Source organism: Acidihalobacter prosperus, assembly GCF_000754095.2.
GTDB lineage: Bacteria > Pseudomonadota > Gammaproteobacteria > DSM-5130 > Acidihalobacteraceae > Acidihalobacter > Acidihalobacter prosperus.
The window spans coordinates 424,121-441,127 of sequence record NZ_JQSG02000002.1; the positions used below are offsets into that span (position 1 = coordinate 424,121).

Genomic DNA, 17,007 nt, shown 5'->3' on the forward strand with positions numbered 1-17,007 from the left:
ATAGGGGCTACCTGTAGGAAGACTGGCATGGGCAAACTGAACGCGAAGGTGGTACAGAACGCCAAACACAGCGGGCCGGGATTCGCCACCCTGCGTGACGGTGACGGGTTGGAGTTGCGTGTCAGGGCCTCGGGCACGAAGACCTGGTTCTTGCGCTATCAGTTCCAAGGTCAGCGCCGTGTACCGCGCATCGGCGACTACGGAGACGGAGAAGGCCTCCTCACGCTCAAGCAGGCGCGAGACGTGGCCGAGGACATGCGCCGCAAGCTGCGCGAGGGTGTCGACCCTGTCGAGGAACAAAAACGCATCGACGCCGAGCGCAAAGCCGCCGAGGAAGCCGAACGCGCCCGCCTTGAGGCTGAACGCCTAGCGCTGGAGAACCGACGCACCTTTGCGAAGGCTTTGGACCGCTGGGCAGAGCTGGAGCTATCCAAGCGCAAGGACGGCGGCGCGGAGAGCCTGAGAGCGCTTCGCAAGGACGTAGTACCGGTATTGGGCAATCGCACGCTCACCGAAGTCGGTCGGGGCGATGTGGTCGACATTCTGGACAGCATCACCAGCCGTGGGTCGCGGATCATGGCAAACCGTGTGTTCGGCGACCTGCGCCAGTTCTTCAACTGGTGCGATACCCGCGAGTGGATCGACCGCAACCCGCTGCGCGGCATTACCAAGGAGCGCATCGGCGGACGCGAAACGGAGCGTGACCGCGTCTTGTCACCGGATGAACTGGTGGAACTGCGCGACAAGCTGCCGAGCGCGAATTTGGAACTCCAAACCGAGGCCGCGATCTGGATCATGCTGTCAACGCTCTGCCGAGTCGGCGAACTGATTCAAGCTCAATGGGCGGACGTGAACTTTGAGGCAAGCACGTGGCGGATTCCGCCCGGCAACAGCAAGAACGCCCGCGAGCATCTCGTTTACCTATCCCCTTTCGCCCTGCGCTGGTTCAGAGCCTTGCACAAGCGCACGAAGTGGAGCGACTGGGTGTTGCCGTCCGTACTCAAGGACGGCGAGCACGTTTGCCTCAAGAGCATCACCAAGCAACTGCGCGACCGGATGCGCGACACCCCCATGAGCAACCGCACCAAGGCCACGGGGGCGCTGATCCTGAGCGAGGGGACATGGACGGCGCACGATTTGCGCCGCACGGGCGCAACGCTCATGGGCGAGCGCGGCGTTCTGTCCGAGATCATCGAGCGCTGCCTAAATCATGTGGAACCGAGCAAGATCCGCCGCACCTACCAGCGTCACGAATACAAAGCCGAGAAGCGCGATGCCTGGGAACGCCTGGGTGCGTATCTGGATGAACAGCTCAATGGCACCGCGCGCATAGTCGTGAACATCGGCGAGGCGATCAGATAGCGCCAGAGCACAAGACAACACCGTACAACCAAACCAATATCGATAAGGACAGGTCGTGGATGGCAACAAGGCAGGCACCAAGGGACGCATTGAATGCACGCAGGACGGTGACGAATGGGTAGCGCGTGACCTGGACACGGACGAATGCGCTTACGGTGGCACCCAAGCCGAAGCCCTCCTTGAACTCATTACCCAGAAGAAGCATGCATGGAATCAGTCGCAAATTTCGCCAGCACCCCAAACTGACGGCGCGCTATCCCAAGAGGCACAACTGAGGGACGACATATCCCAGATGTTTCGGACAGGGCGAGCTGCCATTGCGGATATCAAACAGATTCAGAAGCAGATGGCAGCGGACGGTCCAGGGGTACTCGCCGTTAATACGACATTGCGGCGACACTTCACCCAAATCTTCCGCATGCAAGCGCTTGAAGATGCGCTTTTGCTCTCGGAAACGAAAGATGCGGCCATCATGAACCTGCTGCTGATCAACGTGCTCGTGCTCAGCACAACGGTTTCGATATTCACGATACCAAGCCTGATGATCGCCACACAGGCTATCTCTTCCGAAGAACAAACCCTCATCAATGGGATAAAAAGCTACCTCGACTCCCTCACCGCGGTGCCGAATATCCTGGTGAACGAGCCGTTTGCGCAAAATAGGAAGAATCTTGAGGCCACAGTGGCCACGCATGAGAAGCAACTCGAATTTGCTCAAAAGGTCCTGAACTCCCCCCTTGGCACAGCCGGGAAGCTGGCTACTCGGGGAGGCGCAGCTAAAAACCCGGAAGGGGCCGCACGCGGCGCGCTGATACGTGCCCTAGATCAATGCATTCCGCCCAGCTACAGCAGCGAGCATGGTTACAACCGCTTTGCTCTGATCAAACAGCTCCTGGGCATCGCACGCATCGAGGCCAGTCCTGCCCTGATCCGACGGCTGATATATGGCTAAACAGTAAGCCGCCCTCGCGCCTTGCCAACTGTTTAATCGCCTGTAGGTAAACAGAAAATCCAATCAATCCGCCCGCTTCGCCTTACCAAAGGTGGCAATGACATGCTGACTCTACAACATCAACTGGAGTCAACGAATGCAAAGCCATCGCATCATCCGTAACAAGGCCGCCTGGAACTATCTGGGTATTTCTTCGAGTACCTACTGGCGCTTGATCAAGGCCGGCGAACTGCCCGCTCCTGTGCAAATCTCCAAACAGGCCTCCGGACAACCCGAGCATGTGCTGGTGTCCTTCATCGAACGCCGGGCAGGTGCCAAATGAGTCGAGGGCTGGCGCAGATAGATCAAAATTCCGAACTAGAACTGATCAACGCATCCAGCATTCAGCCTGAGCCGATTGACTGGCTGTGGCCCGGTTGGCTGGCACGCGGAAAGCTGCACATCCTCGCTGGCGCACCGAGCACTGGAAAAACAACGCTCACGCTGGCCATGGCTGCGATCATCACACGCGGCACAGCATGGCCGGATGGAGCACCTACGGCTCCTGGCCGCGTTGTCATCTGGTCCGGCGAGGATGATCCTGCGGATACGCTCACCCCTCGCCTGCTGGCAGCCGGAGCCGATACGGAGCGAGTCCACTTCGTTGGCTCAGTGCATGAGGATAACGGCGCACGCACATTTGATCCGGCAACCGACGTGGGCAAACTCGCGGAAGCGCTCGCCAAGCTCCCCGAGCCCCCTGCTCTGCTGATCGTGGACCCGATTGTGTCCGCTGTGGCCGGTGACAGCCATAAGAACGCTGAGACGCGCCGTGCCCTGGCCCCGTTGGTCAATCTGGCACAGCTTCAGGGCTGCGCCCTGGTCGGCATTACACATTTCACCAAGGGTACGGCAGGCCGCGAACCCTTGGACCGCGTGACCGGGTCGCTGGCATTTGGAGCATTGGCACGTATCGTACTGGTCACCGCGCGCCGCCCCGATGACCATCCTGAAGGGCCCGCGCGACTACTTGTGCGCGCCAAGTCCAATATCGGGATCGACGGTGGTGGTGTTCAGTACGAGATCGAGGAAACAGAACTCGCCCTGTATCCGGGCCTTTGCACCTCTCTTGTCCGTTGGGGCGACCCTATTGAGGGCACGGCGCGTTCGCTGCTCATATCGGCCGAGACGCTGTCGGACGACGGTATCGAAACACCCACTAGTGCACCGGAGAAGACGCGAGCCGAAACATGGCTGCGGGACTTTTTGAGCTCGGGCCCGCTGCCGTCCCAGCAGGTCATCAAAGAAGCCAGGCGCGAAGGTATCTCCGAACGGACGCTGCACCGAGCAAGGAACGCCCTCGGGGTCGAAAGCGTATGCACAGGGTTCGGCAAAGATCGCCAATCCAAGTGGGTCATGCCCAAAGGGACGTTCTCGGCATCTGTGCCAGCCATCTGCCAACAAAATTAGGGTGGCAGAGATGAGAACCATGGCAGAAATGGGTTCCTATGCGGGTTTCAGCCGGCAGGACTATTCAAAGCGGCCATGCCTGCCATCCGCCAATGTTTTGGAAAAGATGGCAGGCATGAAATTTACGCCGTTTGATTTTATTAGCGTCGCGCTAACGCAACGAAATATAGAACCATTTCGGTTACTGGGTTTTGACAAACACCCGTCTGGACTTCCCGTGGACCATCAGAAGCTCATCTCGAATAACGGCCCTACGATAGAGAGTCGCCACCTTTTTCAAACGACTGCGGCACATTTTGACAAGAGACTGACCGCTAATGGTCGTCGAGATCAGAAACTGAATCCGATTGAGGACAGATCTCCGCAGTCTGTCCCCTTCAATGGTTATCGAATACTCACCCGCAAACGTTTGGCGCGCTCTTTGAAAGCTTGCTCTCCACCTTCAAGGATATCGCACACGTGCTGCCGGATGTGGGGGTTTTCGAGACCCCCGCTCTCATACGTAATGAGCGGCAACTGTCCTTGTCTGTGCGGTCCGCACTTCGCCACGATCACCTGATCCGCATCGGTGTTCACCACCAAGTTGGCGTTGTGCGTAACAATGATGATCTGGCGTCCCTTCTTAGCGTCTCGGAAGCGATGCACCAGCTCTTGATAGATGGACTGAGGGTCCAAGTTCTCCTCAGGTTGGTCGATGATCAGTGGTCGGTCATCTTCCGCATCGACTGCCAAGTACAGCAGGAGCAAAACAATACCGCGCGTGCCCGGTGACAACTGCTCAATCTCTACACCGTCATACTGCACTCCGTAGCCAACGGTGATGTGATCGGTGCTATACAGCCAGTCTGAAATATTGCGTGCCCAAGCGCGTAACTCAGCGTTCTCCGGCATGTGGGTTCGGAGCGCCCCCTCATTGTCCCTAACGAAACGGAGCAAGGCGGCTGCGGCTTCTTCAGCGTCACCGGATTCCCATGACGCCAGCAGTCCAATGCGTGCCGACTTAAGCAACTCGCCGCGCCCCTTGAAAGGACCGGCCGTCCGTAGGTCCAACAGTGCCTCTCCCTTGGCAGCCCACTGAGCAAGGTTGACCTTCCGACGCACATTGAACGACAGCTTCGACAAGGAGCCGGCCGCCTCGTCGATACGCGTCTTTATAGGCGCGTAGAGATTCGCAAGTTCCTGCTCTTCCTCAACGATTGCTTCAAAGATGGCGGTATATGAGCTGCGTCGCGCTTCGATCAGCGCGCGAATCCGCTCGTCTGCACCGTGAATGCGTTCGATCTGCCGGACCACGTTGCGTAGCGCGGTCTCGGACTTGGTGATCTTTTCCGAGAGCGTGGCGAAGCGTTTGGCGTTCTGTTCGTCGACACCAACCAACTTGCGCAGGCGAGCGAGCTCCTGCTCAAGGAGTGAGAGCGGCTGATCTTCCAGGTTGGCGTTCTCGGGAATCAACGCAACAGTCGGATCAACATTGGTCTGAGCCTCCGAACCTGTTCTCACAGGGCCGTTCAGCGCAGCCACAGCAACTTTCGCTTGTTCGATGCGTTCAGTCAGCAATGCGTCGACCGGGCCGGCATAATCGAGCCTGAAGGCTTCCCAGTCAGAGGCGCTGAGATCGGCGTCCTCGCGCAGTTGTTTCAGGTCTGCGAGCAGAGATGACGCCTGACGGGCTCGGAAATCGCGCACGTCGTTTTGCAAGTGAAGCAGGGTTTGGTGTCGGCGTTTCGCTTGGTCTACCAATTGTCGCTTCGCATCGACCGCGAGCGATACCTGTTCATGACGCCTCGCGCGCTCTTCGTTGCCCTTGGCAACCAGCGATTTGCGGTCGGTTTTGTCCTTGTTGATCGCACGCGCCTTCTCGTCCCGCTCCTTCTCGAGTGCCTTGAGGGCGTCCTTTTTAACACGCTCGTCGGTGAGATCCGCTGATGCCTTGGTCAGGGCCTGTTGCTGACGCTCACGCTTCTGACGCGATGATTCCAAACGAAGGCCCAGAAACTCCTGGAAAGAAGTGGCGCCTTGTCGTTCATTGATTGGGTGGGCATTGAAGATCACCCGTTCGATCTCGGTGACCAACGCATCGTCCAAGCCTTCCGCTGAGCAGAGCTGGTCAACGAACTGCTGCGACAAATACTGGACATAAGGACTGGCCAGCATTTCCTCCATATCGGTCTGCGTAAGTTCATTGCCAGTTTGTTCACCAGACGCCCATTGCAGTTCGGCTTTACTGTTCCCAAGGTATTCTTTCGCGCGCAGGATAAAGGAACGCTCGTTCAAGTGAGGGGAGAGAGCAAGACCGCCTGCCGCAATTAGATCAGCTAAGGCGGTTTTTCCGGATCCTCGCGCGCCGATTACGGCAACCAGCCCCGAGTTCAGCACAACGCAATCGTTCGCAATCCAAGGGGCATTCGCTACAGACAGAGACCTAATGGTCTGGCCGTCCAATGCGCCGCGCGGTGGCTCGGCGCCGACAAAAACGCGTTCTCCGGGTTCTATGCAGGCCTGGCGTAGCGCCTCGAACACTAGGTCTCCCTTGATCCATGAACGGCGATCTCCATCAGGCTGTCCGACCTTGCTGACGGAATGCGCATCGGAGCCGTGCAGGCAGGGCTTGCAGCCGTTGTACTGGCTTTCGAGTTCTTCGACGGTGAGTGAACCCTTGCCCAGCCAAAAGCGGATCTGCTGAGGATTGGCGCTGAAGATAATTTGGGCAAGGCCCTCGACATTTTTTCGCTGCGCTGCGAACGAGGCGGTAGCGTCGCGCAGACCAGACGTCCCGTCCTTCTCTCCGCCGGCGACAGCGATTAGTGTGTTCTTTTTAACCCACTCGTTTTTTGACAATGCCTGCTTGAGCTGGTCGAAGTTCACCTTGAACTGGTTGGCGCCTTCGGATCGGGCCGCATCGTCATCTGTCAGATCGGGGTTATGGGCGCGGCCCAGGCGAATCAGGTCGCTGCGCTGGCAGCGGTAGGACTCTCCCAAATAGATGAATTCAAACTCCAACAGGAAACGTTTGATCCGGTCTACGTGGTCGACGTCGTGCGGTGAGAAGAGCAGGTGAATGTTGACTGCCGATGCCTTCCTCGTTTCGATGCCCAGTCGCAATTCAACGTTGGGAAAGATCAAGCCGACCCCGGACAGACGCCCACGGTGCTTTTCGTTGACAACCTGCTCGTAGCCTTCAATGCCGAAGTAGTCGGTGATCCCTATCGCACGAATCGGGGGGTTCGACGTTTCAATGGCGTCTAAGAACGCTGGCCAAGGATCCGAACCGGAATACTGATCGTTCAGAGCGGTGCCGGGCGTGTGGATGTGAGGGTCCCATCGATGCCAGACGGAGCCTCGTTCGCTTTGCACTTCGTATGATGTCTTCATCTGCTCCGGGGCGGGGGTCGGTTCTGCCCATCAGTCTGTAGGTTGCGTCGAGTCGATAAAACTGAACTAGAAGATGAATGCTACCAAGAGCGCAAACTCAGGCGTTCTCTTGTAGCCACTCTAAGTCGTCTCGTTGCCCACTTCGTCTCTAGTCGCCCTCTCCTGCAGGTCGTGTGCCGATCATAGTTCCGTCCGCTCTAGACAGCAAAACACCCGGTTAACGATCCACCTGAGCCGCAGCTTGCCTTAGAGCTCAGCGGAATTATCAGCCGCCGGGGTCAAAGCTGTGATCGGTCGGCTTGAAGAGTTGCTACCACACCTTAAAGCGATGCTCCTATGGCTTTTAGCCTGTCTGAGTACACACCTATCCGCATGCCCCCGGGTGTCGCGACCCGAAGGTACTTACCAATCGAATTAATGTTATTAGTGCCGATCTCAAGCCCCGAGTTCGTGCATGTCGGCCCAGTAACAAGAGCGCGAACCTTATTGTTCATGACTTTCCTAGAACTTGCACTGTTATGGGCAATGCAATTTCGGATAGCGTGCGCTGCATCGACTAGAGCCACGTCCGAAGCTGAGAGAGCGGAAAACGCCTTTTCATGAGTTGGCGCGAGCCACTCTTTAGCTCTTACTTGCATAGCCGCCACGTCTTTAAACGTTACATTCCAGCTGGTTGGATCAAGAAGATTTGAAAGTTGAGCGGACGCAATGTGCTTAGGACCGCTGAAGTTCGTGTGCGTTGCGTGCCAAGGCGAATACTTGTTACTTATAGAGTTTTTGATCTTTGATTCGATATTGGAGAGATATGTTTTGTTGCTGTTGTTTATATAGCCATGGAAGAGATCTGAGACCAGACACTCAAACTCTACATAAATTGAGGCGAGATAGTTCTCGCACAGGAAGTTTAGATCTGAAAGCTCTGTTGGCGTGCCCATCACGTGCGCGACTAAGCGATCGAACGACGCGCGTTTGGCAGTGATGCGACCAGAGTAGTCAGAGATGATCTTCTTCGTGTTGATCTTATTCACGAGAGCTCCCCTGCATTGGTTGGCGGGTGACCTGAGCTCCGAGAGCCCCACCAGTTCCCTAGACATTTTCGAGGCGTACATAGTTTCCGCATTCAGAAACAGACGGTCTAATGACGTAATCGGACGAAGGATCAGTGCCCGCTGTTTGGCCGGAATAAGGCCTACCGCACATCTACGCGTGCGATGCATGATCGGCCTGTTAACCCTGGCGATGACTGGATAACCGAGGCGCCGGTCTCCCTTACGCTGAGTGATGCCCGCGATAGGCTGCTGGGGCAATGTTGTATGAGGAACGATAACCGTTGAGTTCAACTAGGTCGTAACACTTCACTTCCCAACGGCTCGGGGATCTGAATGAAGGTCATAGCGCCCGCACATGACGATGAGGCCTCAACGCTTCTGAGCCCCTAGCCAGGCCCTTACGTCCGCGACGTGTAACCCAAGGTGTAACCCAGAGAGTGTAGAAATAAAAAAGGGATTAGAGACGAAATCTCTAACCCCTTGATTATATGGCGCGCCCGGAAGGATTCGAACCTCCGACCACCTGGTTCGTAGCCAGGTACTCTATCCAGCTGAGCTACGGGCGCGTAAAGGTGGCGAATTATGGTGAAGCTTTTCTTCGCCGTCAAGCTGACGCAATGTATCTATTTGTATATGGCGGAGAGAGAGGGATTCGAACCCTCGATGGAGCTTTTGACCCCATACTCCCTTAGCAGGGGAGCGCCTTCAGCCTCTCGGCCATCTCTCCAGTTTATCTCGACCTCCTCCCGCCTCTGGAGCGCGAGAGGGCGTAAGGATACCCGGCGGGGGACGATAGGTAAAGCCGGCTGGCATGGGCGTGTTAACACGCCCATGCCACGGGCTTCAATCGCCGCCCGCCCCTCCGACATCGCCGTCGGGCGGAACCTCGCCGTGAATACGCTGATAGACCTCCTCACGGTGCACGGTGACATCCTTGGGCGCCTTGATGCCCAGCCGCACCTGATTGCCCTTGACACCCAGCACGGTCACCTCGATGGCATCGCCGATCACCAGCGTTTCACCCACCCGACGCGTCAATATCAGCATCTCAGCCTCCTGCTCCTGTCGTCCGTCACCCGGACATTCCATCCGCCGACGGGGCGTCCCACCGACATGTGCTGCGACACGCGGTGGGCGGCCCGGCGCGAACTGCTCCGCATCAACCCGCCGAATCGTTCGTGCCGGCCATGCGGACGAGCATCGCCCTTGCGTCGATACGGCCCAGACTGCCTGGGTTAGGCATTCGGCAGGTCGGTACGTTCCTCAGGATGTCGGGCGAGATCGAAGGCATCGTGTAGGGCGCGGACGGCCAGTTCCAGGTATTTTTCCTGGACGACCACCGAAATCTTGATCTCGGAGGTGGAGATCATGAGGATGTTGACACCTTCCTGTCCCAACACACCAAACATCTTGCTGGCAATGCCGGCATGCGAACGCATGCCCACGCCGACCAGCGAAATCTTGGCGATGCGGGTGTTGCCGACCACCTCGCGCGCACTCATGTCCTTGACGACCTCGCGCAAACGATCCATGGCACGATCATAGTCGTTACGGTGGACTGTGAAGGTAAAATCGGTCAAACCTTCGGCACTGACGTTCTGCACGATCATGTCGACTTCGATGTTCAGCTCGGCAATCGCGCCGAGGATGCGATAGGCGATGCCAGGCTCGTCGGGCACGCCGGTGATCGTGAGCTGGGCCTCGTCGCGGCTGAAGGCGATGCCGGAGATCAGGGCGTCTTCCATGGTATTGTCCTCGAGGGTGATCAGGGTGCCGGGTCCGTCCTTGAAGCTGGACAGCACACGCAGCGGCACGTTGTACTTGCCGGCGAACTCGACCGAGCGGATCTGCAGGACCTTGGAGCCCAGGCTCGCCATCTCGAGCATTTCCTCGAAGGTGATGCGATCGAGACGGCGGGCATCGTCGACCACACGCGGATCGGTGGTATAGACGCCATCGACGTCAGTGTAGATCTGGCACTCGTCGGCCTTGAGGGCCGCGGCCAGCGCAACGGCGGTGGTGTCCGAGCCGCCGCGGCCAAGCGTGGTGATATGGCCCTCGGCATCGACGCCCTGGAAACCCGCGATCACCACCACGCGGCCCGCCTCCAGATCCGCGCGTACCCGCGCCTGATCAATGTCGAGAATGCGCGCCTTGTTATAGGCGCTGTCGGTGAGAATGCGCACCTGCGAACCGGTATAGGAACGCGCCGCACACCCGCGCCTGGCCAGCGCCATGCTCAACAGCGCGATGGTCACCTGCTCGCCGGTGGACAACAGAACATCGAGCTCGCGGCCACGCGCCTTGGGATCGATCGCATGGGCAAGCTCGATCAGCCGGTTGGTCTCGCCAGACATGGCCGACACCACGACCACGACCTGGTGCCCTTCGTCCACGAAGCCCTTGACCTTGTCGGCCACGGCCTCGATGCGTTCCGGCGCGCCTACCGAGGTGCCGCCGTATTTCTGAACAATAAATGCCATATGGATCCCGCAGTGGCGCCGTCAGCCGGCGCATTTCTATGGAGTCTCAGGAAGTGACGGCCTTGAGCTGCGTCTCGACCCAGGCGGGCACGGCCGCGAGCGCGGCGTCGAGACCCGAGGGATCGTTGCCGCCGGCCTGCGCCATGTCGGGGCGGCCGCCGCCCTTGCCGCCGACCTGGGTGGCGACGCTGTTGACGAGGTCGCCGGCACGCACGCGCGCGGTCTCGGCCTTGGTGACTCCGGCCACGATGCTGACCTTGCCGTCGGCCCCGACCGTCGCGAGCACGACGGCGGCGCGACCGAGCTGGTCCTTGAGGCGATCGACGGTCTCGCGCAACGCCTTCGGATCCACGCCGTCGAGACGCGTGGCCAGCACCGCGATGCCGTCGACCTCGACGGCACGCTGAACCAGTTCGTCGCCAGCCTGCGCGGCCAGCGTGCGCTGCGCCTCGTCCAGTGCCTTTTCCAGAGTGCGCTGGCGCTCCAGCAGCTGGCGCAGTTTATCGTCCAGGCCGTCGCGACCGGTCTTGAGCAGACCGGCGATGGCATCCAGGCGCTCGTCCACCGATTCGAGGTAGTTCAGCGCATTTTCGCCGGTGATCGCCTCGATACGGCGCACGCCCGCGGCGACGCCGCTTTCGGAGACGATCTTGAACAGCCCGATGTCGCCCACCCGGCGCACGTGCGTGCCGCCGCACAGCTCCGTGGAGAAGCCGATGCGCAGCACGCGCACGCGGTCGCCGTACTTCTCGCCGAACAGGGCCTTGGCGCCAGTCTTGCGCGCCTCGTCCAGCGACATCTCGTCGGCGCTCGCGTCCAGATTCTCGCGGATCTGGGCGTTGACCAGCCGCTCGACCTCGCGCAGCTCGGCCGCGCTCACCGGCGCGAAGTGGGCAAAGTCGAAGCGCAGGCGCTCAGGCGTCACCAGCGAGCCCTTCTGCTCGACGTGATCGCCCAGCACGCGGCGCAGGGCCTCGTGCATGAGGTGAGTGGCCGAGTGGTTGAGCACGATCGCCTGCCGGCGGGCCGCGTCGATGCGCGCCTCCACGCGGTCGCCGACGCGCAGTTCGCCGGACGCCACGCGGCCGACGTGGACGAAGGCGCTGCCGCGCTTGCGCGTGTCCTCGACGGCGAACTCGACGCCCTCTGCGCGCAGCGCGCCGGTGTCGCCCACCTGACCGCCGGACTCGGCGTAGAAGGGCGTGCGGTCGAGCACCACGCCGCCGCTCTCGCCCTCCGCCAGCCGCTCCACGGGCGCGCCGTCGCGCAACAGGGCGACGACCTCGGCCTGATCCTCGGCGCGAACGTAGCCGCTGAATTCGGTGTGCGCGTCGATCTGCGCCTGCTGGCCGTAATCGGCCCCGAAGCGGCTGGCGTCGCGCGACTTCTCGCGCTGCGCGTCCATGGCCTTCTCGAAGCCGTCCATGTCGAGCGCGAAGCCCTGCTCGCGGGCGATGTCCGCGGTGAGATCGACCGGGAAGCCGTAGGTGTCGTACAGGCGGAAAATCAGCTCGCCGGACAGCATGGCGCCGCCGAGGTCGGCCACCGCGTCCTCCAGCAGCTTGAGCCCCTTCTCCAGGGTTTCGGCGAAGCGTTCCTCCTCCTGCTCGAGAACCTTCTCGATGCGGTTCTGCGCCGCGGCGAGTTCCGGATAGGCCTCGCCCATCTCGTCGACCAGCGGCGCGACCAGCCGGTGGAAGAAGGGGTCGCGCAGGCCGAGACGATGGCCGTGGCGGGCGGCGCGGCGGATGATCCGGCGCAGCACGTAGCCGCGCCCCTCGTTGGAGGGCAGCACGCCGTCGGCGATCAGAAAGCTGCACGAGCGGATGTGGTCCGCGATCACGCGCAGGGACGGATTGTCGGTTTCCGTCATCCCGGCCAGCTTCGCCGCCGCTTCCATCAAGTGACGGAACAGGTCGATCTCGTAGTTGCTGTGCACGCCCTGGAGGACCGCGGCCAACCGCTCCAGGCCCATGCCGGTATCGACCGAGGGCTTGGGCAGCGGCGTCATCACGCCTTCGCGGTTGCGGTCGTACTGCATGAACACGAGATTCCATATCTCGATGTAACGGTCGCCGTCCTCCTCCGGGGAACCCGGGGGACCGCCGGCCACTTCAGGGCCGTGATCGTAGAAGATTTCGGTGCACGGACCGCAGGGGCCGGTATCGCCCATGGTCCAGAAGTTGTCGCTTTCGAACGGGCGGCCGCCGGGCTTGTCGCCGAGGCGGGTGAAGCGACTCGGGTCGACGCCGATGTCCTTGAGCCAGATGTCGGCGGCCTCGTCGTCGCTTTCGTAGACGGTCACCCACAGCTTCTCGGCCGGCAGGCCGAGGTCGGCGGTCAGGAACCCCCAGGCGAAGGCGATGGCCTCGCGCTTGAAGTAATCGCCGAAGCTGAAATTGCCCAGCATCTCGAAGAAGGTGTGATGCCGCGCGGTGTAGCCCACGTTTTCGAGGTCGTTGTGCTTGCCGCCGGCGCGCACGCAGCGCTGCGCCGTGGTAGCCCGGTTGTAGGGCCGCTGGTCCTGCCCGAGGAACACGTCCTTGAACTGCACCATGCCCGCGTTGGTGAACAGCAGCGTGGGGTCGTTGCCGGGCACCAGCGAGCTGGAGGGCACGGCTTCGTGCCCGCGCTGGATGAAGTAGTCCAGGAATCGCCTGCGCAGCTCAGCACTCGTGATCATGTCGGTCCATTGATAATTGAGGTCTAGTCGTCATCCCCGTCGCCCTCGTGGTCGAGAACGGTCGCCAGGGTGTCTGCGTCGAATCCGCGTTGTTGCATATGCCGCCAGCGCCGCGCGCGTTCGCGGTAGTCCGCCGGCGGTCCACTGAAATGCCGCTGGTAATACTGGCGCGCGCGGGCACGCCATGCTTCCGCATCGAGCGCCAGGGCCTCCCGGGCAGCGGCCTCGGAGGCGCCGCGCTGGCGCAATTCGGCCAGGATGCGCAAGGGGCCGTAACCGCGGTCGATCCGGCTGCGCACGTAGGACTCGACGTAGCGGACCTCGCTCAGCAGCCCCTGCGATTCCAACGCGTCGAGCGTCGGTTCGACCTCGTCGACCCCGAATCCGCGTTGCGCCAGCTTCCTAGCCAGCTCCGCGCGGCCGTGCTCGCGCCGGGCCAACAGCCCGAGCGCCAGCTCCCGCGCGGAAGCCTCAGGCGTCGACTTCCTGCCCGGCCGGCGCATGCTCGGCCTCACCGCCCCGTTTGGGCAACAGACGCTCGCGCAATGCGCGGTCGATCTCGTCCGCCATCTCCGGGTGCTCCTTGAGGAAATTGCGCACGTTGTCCTTGCCCTGCCCGATGCGCTCGCCGTTGTAGCTGTACCACGCGCCGGACTTGTCGATCAGACCCTGCTGCACGCCGAGCTCGATCAGCTCGCCCTCGCGCGACACGCCCTCGCCATAAAGGATCTCGAACTCGGCCTGCCGGAAGGGCGGCGCGATCTTGTTCTTGACCACCTTCACCCGGGTCTCGTTACCGACCACCTCGTCGCCCTTCTTGATCGAACCGATGCGGCGGATGTCCAGGCGCACCGAGGCGTAGAACTTGAGCGCGTTGCCGCCGGTGGTGGTTTCGGGACTGCCGAACATCACGCCGATCTTCATGCGAATCTGGTTGATGAAGATAACCAGGGTGTTCGAGCGCTTGATGTTGGCGGTCAGCTTGCGCAATGCCTGCGACATCAACCGGGCCTGCAAGCCAACGTGCGAGTCGCCCATCTCGCCCTCGATCTCGGCCTTGGGGGTCAGCGCCGCCACCGAGTCGACGACCACGAGATCGACCGCGCCGGAGCGCACCAGCATGTCCGCGATCTCGAGCGCCTGCTCACCGGTATCGGGCTGCGACACCAGCAGGTCGTCGACCTGCACGCCCAGTTTCTCGGCGTAGCTGGGGTCGAGCGCATGCTCGGCATCGACGAAGGCGCAGGTGCCGCCAGCTCGCTGGCACTCCGCGATGGTCTCCAGCGTCAGCGTGGTCTTGCCCGACGACTCCGGCCCGTAGATCTCGACCACGCGCCCGCGTGGCAGGCCACCGACGCCCAACGCCACGTCCAAGGCAAGCGAACCGGTCGATATCACCGCCACGTCGCGCGACGCAGGGCTGTCGCCCATGCGCATGACCGAGCCCTTGCCGAACTGCTTCTCGATCTGTCCAAGCGCCGCCGCGAGGGCTTTTTTCCGATTTTCGTCCACCTTGAACCCTCTCCCCGCCGGCCGTTCCGGCAACTGTCCGAAAGGCGTCGATTATCCCACAGATGGACCCGCCGACAAAGGCATGCCCGCATCCTGCGGATAGCGCGCCAGCACCTCGTAGCGCACGCCGGCAGGCGTATGGCGCGAGACCATCAGGGCGAACGCATCCGCCTGCCACTCGATCGGCGCGAACCGAGCCGCCGCCGGCATCTCGCGGGCCGCGTGCGAGAGGGTTACATGCGCGCGCAGGGGGCGCTCCTCCTGCATGGGTCCGCACGGAACGAGCGCCGCCGCCAGGCGCGCGGCCAACGACTGGAGGGCCGCATCGGCCGCGTGCGGCCCCAGCCACCAAACTCGGCTGCGCGCGAAGCCGTCCAGCCAATCGAGCCGGATTCGTATCGGCGAGAAGGCCACGCCGGCAGCGCGCGCATGCAGGCAGGCCAGCCGCGCAGGATCGGCCTCGCCAATGAAGACCAGCGTCAAGTGTAGATTGGCGGATGGGACGGCGCGGCCCGCCTGCGGCGGCAAGGCGGCGACCACGTCGCCCAATGCCCGCCTCGCCGCCTCATCGGGCAACAGCGCAAAAAAAACGCGCACGGCGTCCGTCATCCAACCCCGACGCGTGCAAGCAGCCCGCGCAGGGCTCTGTCGACCGCAGCACGTCTGACGGCGTCGCGATTTCCTTCGAATCGATGGCATTCGGCCTCGATCGTGCCGCCATTCTGCGCATAGCCGAACCAGACCGTACCCACCGGTTTATCCGAGCTGCCCCCCCCCGGACCGGCGATCCCGCTGACCGCGACCGCGATATCGCCACTTGCCCGCTCGAGCGCACCGGCGACCATCGCCCTGACGCATGCCTCGCTCACCGCCCCGGCGCTCGCGAATACGGACTCTGGCACTCCGAGCAAGGCCGCCTTCATCCGATTGCTGTAGGTCACGAAACCGGCCTCGAACCAGGCCGAGCTGCCAGACACGTCGGTCACCCGCTTGGCGATCCAGCCGCCGGTGCAGGACTCGGCCGTCACCAATCTCATCCCCCTGGCCGACAACGCCCTGCCCAGCAGCTCGGCGACATCCGATCTATCGTCCTGCATTGCCCCTCCCATGAACCCGCAACTTCCGTCACGGTCAATTCATCAGGAATATACTTCAATACATCAATCGTTTAACCCCAGCATCACGAGGTTTGCGATGTCTCTTGCAACCCGCCCCACGGTACCGCCGCACACGCACTGGCATCTCGAAGACGTCCCATTCCACGCCATCGACGGGCGCAGGATCGCCAGCGACACGTTCTACTTCGATCTTCTCGTATCCGCGTCCTTCGTGGAAATCACCACCGAACTCTACACGCACAATCTGATCGAATATTTCGAAGGCGACGACAACCTGCAAAACTGGCTCCGCACACAATGGCTGCCGGAGGAAATGCAGCATGGCCACGCCCTGCGCCGCTACGTTGCTGCCGTCTGGCCGGCATTCGACTGGGAGGTCGCCTATCGGGGCTTCTACGCCGATTACGCCCGCTTCTGCAAAACCGAGCTGCTCGGACCGACGCGCGGACTGGAAATGGCGGCCCGCTGCATAGTCGAAACCGGCACCGCCTCGCTATACACCATGCTGTATCGCGCCAGCCCCGAGCCTGTGCTGCGCGAGCTGGCCAAACGGATTCGCACCGATGAAACCTATCACTACCAGCGCTTCCATGAGGCCTTTCTGCGCTATCGCGAGGAGGAGGGCCTCCCGCGCCACGCCATTCTCAGGACCGTATTCGGGCGCATTCGCGAAATCGACAGCGAGGACGCCTATTTCGCCTTCAAGCATGCCTATCGCGCGCGCTGCGCCGACGGGGATTTCGACGCGGCCTATCGGCAGTTCAGCCGGCAGGCACGTCGACTCGCACGCGTCCACTACCCGTACCGCATGGCTGTGCACATGGGTCTCAAGCCGCTCGCCCTGCCGGATGCCGTACGCCGCCTGACCGAACCCATGGTACGCGCCGCCACCCGCTATCTGCTGAGCCGATGAGCCGATGAGCGACCGGACACGGCATGCCAGCATTGCTGGATTTGCTACAATTTTCATCAAAATCAACAAAATATACCAACACAACGCGATCCCATGAAGGCGTGACAAGACCAG

The 17,007-nt window shown here is 61.3% G+C and carries 14 protein-coding genes and 2 tRNA genes; 5 read left to right on the forward strand and 11 right to left on the reverse strand.

Features of this window, described 5'->3' with window-relative positions; all coding sequences use genetic code 11:
- The first annotated feature begins 27 nt into the window (after positions 1 to 27).
- From THPRO_RS06055 to THPRO_RS06070, 4 genes are all read left to right on the forward strand, one after another.
- Complete coding sequence (locus tag THPRO_RS06055; RefSeq protein WP_052064177.1) at positions 28 to 1,362, forward strand: tyrosine-type recombinase/integrase; 1,335 nt, start codon at positions 28 to 30, stop codon at positions 1,360 to 1,362.
- Between the two features lie 55 nt (positions 1,363 to 1,417).
- Positions 1,418 to 2,314: a hypothetical protein gene (locus THPRO_RS06060; RefSeq protein WP_038088424.1), complete on the forward strand. Its 897-nt coding sequence runs from the start codon at positions 1,418 to 1,420 to the stop codon at positions 2,312 to 2,314.
- A 136-nt stretch (positions 2,315 to 2,450) separates the two neighbouring features.
- Complete coding sequence (locus THPRO_RS17155; protein ID WP_038088427.1) at positions 2,451 to 2,636, forward strand: helix-turn-helix transcriptional regulator; 186 nt, start codon at positions 2,451 to 2,453, stop codon at positions 2,634 to 2,636.
- Positions 2,633 to 3,763 carry an AAA family ATPase gene (locus THPRO_RS06070; RefSeq protein ID WP_052064178.1) on the forward strand — a complete coding sequence of 377 codons (1,131 nt, stop codon included), beginning with the start codon at positions 2,633 to 2,635 and terminating at the stop codon, positions 3,761 to 3,763. Before THPRO_RS17155 ends, THPRO_RS06070 begins: the two co-directional genes overlap by 4 nt.
- Before the next feature lie 384 nt (positions 3,764 to 4,147).
- Here THPRO_RS06070 and THPRO_RS06075 read toward each other — a convergent pair whose 3' ends face one another.
- The 11 genes from THPRO_RS06075 to THPRO_RS06120 all read right to left on the reverse strand — a co-directional run bounded on the left by THPRO_RS06075 (position 4,148) and on the right by THPRO_RS06120 (position 15,959).
- Positions 4,148 to 7,135, reverse strand: coding sequence for a TrlF family AAA-like ATPase (locus THPRO_RS06075; RefSeq protein WP_038088430.1), 2,988 nt, complete (start codon positions 7,133 to 7,135; stop codon positions 4,148 to 4,150).
- Positions 7,136 to 7,455: 320 nt separating this feature from the next.
- On the reverse strand, positions 7,456 to 8,163 hold the full coding sequence (locus THPRO_RS16620) for a hypothetical protein (protein WP_145930707.1): 708 nt from the start codon (positions 8,161 to 8,163) through the stop codon (positions 7,456 to 7,458).
- Between the two features lie 510 nt (positions 8,164 to 8,673).
- A tRNA-Arg gene (locus THPRO_RS06080) sits at positions 8,674 to 8,750 on the reverse strand.
- A 68-nt stretch (positions 8,751 to 8,818) separates the two neighbouring features.
- Positions 8,819 to 8,911 (reverse strand) — tRNA-Ser (locus THPRO_RS06085).
- 116 nt (positions 8,912 to 9,027) lie between these two features.
- Complete coding sequence (gene csrA, locus THPRO_RS06090; RefSeq protein WP_038088432.1) at positions 9,028 to 9,231, reverse strand: carbon storage regulator CsrA; 204 nt, start codon at positions 9,229 to 9,231, stop codon at positions 9,028 to 9,030.
- A gap of 188 nt (positions 9,232 to 9,419) precedes the next feature.
- Positions 9,420 to 10,667 (reverse strand): aspartate kinase, encoded by a 1,248-nt coding sequence (locus tag THPRO_RS06095; protein WP_038088435.1) that lies wholly within the window; start codon positions 10,665 to 10,667, stop codon positions 9,420 to 9,422.
- A gap of 46 nt (positions 10,668 to 10,713) precedes the next feature.
- Complete coding sequence (gene alaS, locus THPRO_RS06100; RefSeq protein WP_201786946.1) at positions 10,714 to 13,350, reverse strand: alanine--tRNA ligase; 2,637 nt, start codon at positions 13,348 to 13,350, stop codon at positions 10,714 to 10,716.
- Positions 13,351 to 13,373: 23 nt separating this feature from the next.
- Entirely contained in the window at positions 13,374 to 13,853 is a 480-nt protein-coding gene (locus THPRO_RS06105) for a regulatory protein RecX (RefSeq protein WP_038088440.1), read from the reverse strand.
- Positions 13,822 to 14,862, reverse strand: a complete 1,041-nt coding sequence (recA, locus tag THPRO_RS06110) for a recombinase RecA (RefSeq protein ID WP_038088443.1) — start codon at positions 14,860 to 14,862, stop codon at positions 13,822 to 13,824. Before recA ends, THPRO_RS06105 begins: the two co-directional genes overlap by 32 nt.
- Positions 14,863 to 14,913: 51 nt before the next feature.
- On the reverse strand, positions 14,914 to 15,459 hold the full coding sequence (thpR, locus tag THPRO_RS06115) for an RNA 2',3'-cyclic phosphodiesterase (protein ID WP_161489938.1): 546 nt from the start codon (positions 15,457 to 15,459) through the stop codon (positions 14,914 to 14,916).
- Between the two features lie 8 nt (positions 15,460 to 15,467).
- The gene (locus tag THPRO_RS06120) at positions 15,468 to 15,959 is read right to left on the reverse strand and encodes a CinA family protein (protein ID WP_065089357.1); all 492 of its coding nucleotides are present in this window, start codon (positions 15,957 to 15,959) and stop codon (positions 15,468 to 15,470) included.
- Positions 15,960 to 16,056: 97 nt separating this feature from the next.
- Here THPRO_RS06120 and THPRO_RS06125 point away from each other — a divergent pair, with 97 nt between their 5' ends.
- The gene (locus tag THPRO_RS06125; protein WP_065089358.1) at positions 16,057 to 16,893 is read left to right on the forward strand and encodes a ferritin-like domain-containing protein; all 837 of its coding nucleotides are present in this window, start codon (positions 16,057 to 16,059) and stop codon (positions 16,891 to 16,893) included.
- The last annotated feature ends 114 nt before the right edge of the window (positions 16,894 to 17,007 follow it).

Excerpts from the sequence above, each read along its gene's own strand:
- THPRO_RS06125 (WP_065089358.1), top strand. The coding sequence starts at position 16,057 with ATGTCTCTTGCAACCCGCCCCACGGTACCGCCGCACACGCACTGGCAT.
- alaS (WP_201786946.1), bottom strand. The coding sequence starts at position 13,350 with ATGATCACGAGTGCTGAGCTGCGCAGGCGATTCCTGGACTACTTCATC.
- csrA (WP_038088432.1), bottom strand. The coding sequence starts at position 9,231 with ATGCTGATATTGACGCGTCGGGTGGGTGAAACGCTGGTGATCGGCGAT.
- THPRO_RS06075 (WP_038088430.1), bottom strand. The coding sequence starts at position 7,135 with ATGAAGACATCATACGAAGTGCAAAGCGAACGAGGCTCCGTCTGGCAT.
- THPRO_RS06055 (WP_052064177.1), top strand. The coding sequence starts at position 28 with ATGGGCAAACTGAACGCGAAGGTGGTACAGAACGCCAAACACAGCGGG.
- THPRO_RS06095 (WP_038088435.1), bottom strand. The coding sequence starts at position 10,667 with ATGGCATTTATTGTTCAGAAATACGGCGGCACCTCGGTAGGCGCGCCG.
- THPRO_RS06070 (WP_052064178.1), top strand. The coding sequence starts at position 2,633 with ATGAGTCGAGGGCTGGCGCAGATAGATCAAAATTCCGAACTAGAACTG.
- THPRO_RS17155 (WP_038088427.1), top strand. The coding sequence starts at position 2,451 with ATGCAAAGCCATCGCATCATCCGTAACAAGGCCGCCTGGAACTATCTG.
- THPRO_RS06105 (WP_038088440.1), bottom strand. The coding sequence starts at position 13,853 with ATGCGCCGGCCGGGCAGGAAGTCGACGCCTGAGGCTTCCGCGCGGGAG.
- THPRO_RS06120 (WP_065089357.1), bottom strand. The coding sequence starts at position 15,959 with ATGCAGGACGATAGATCGGATGTCGCCGAGCTGCTGGGCAGGGCGTTG.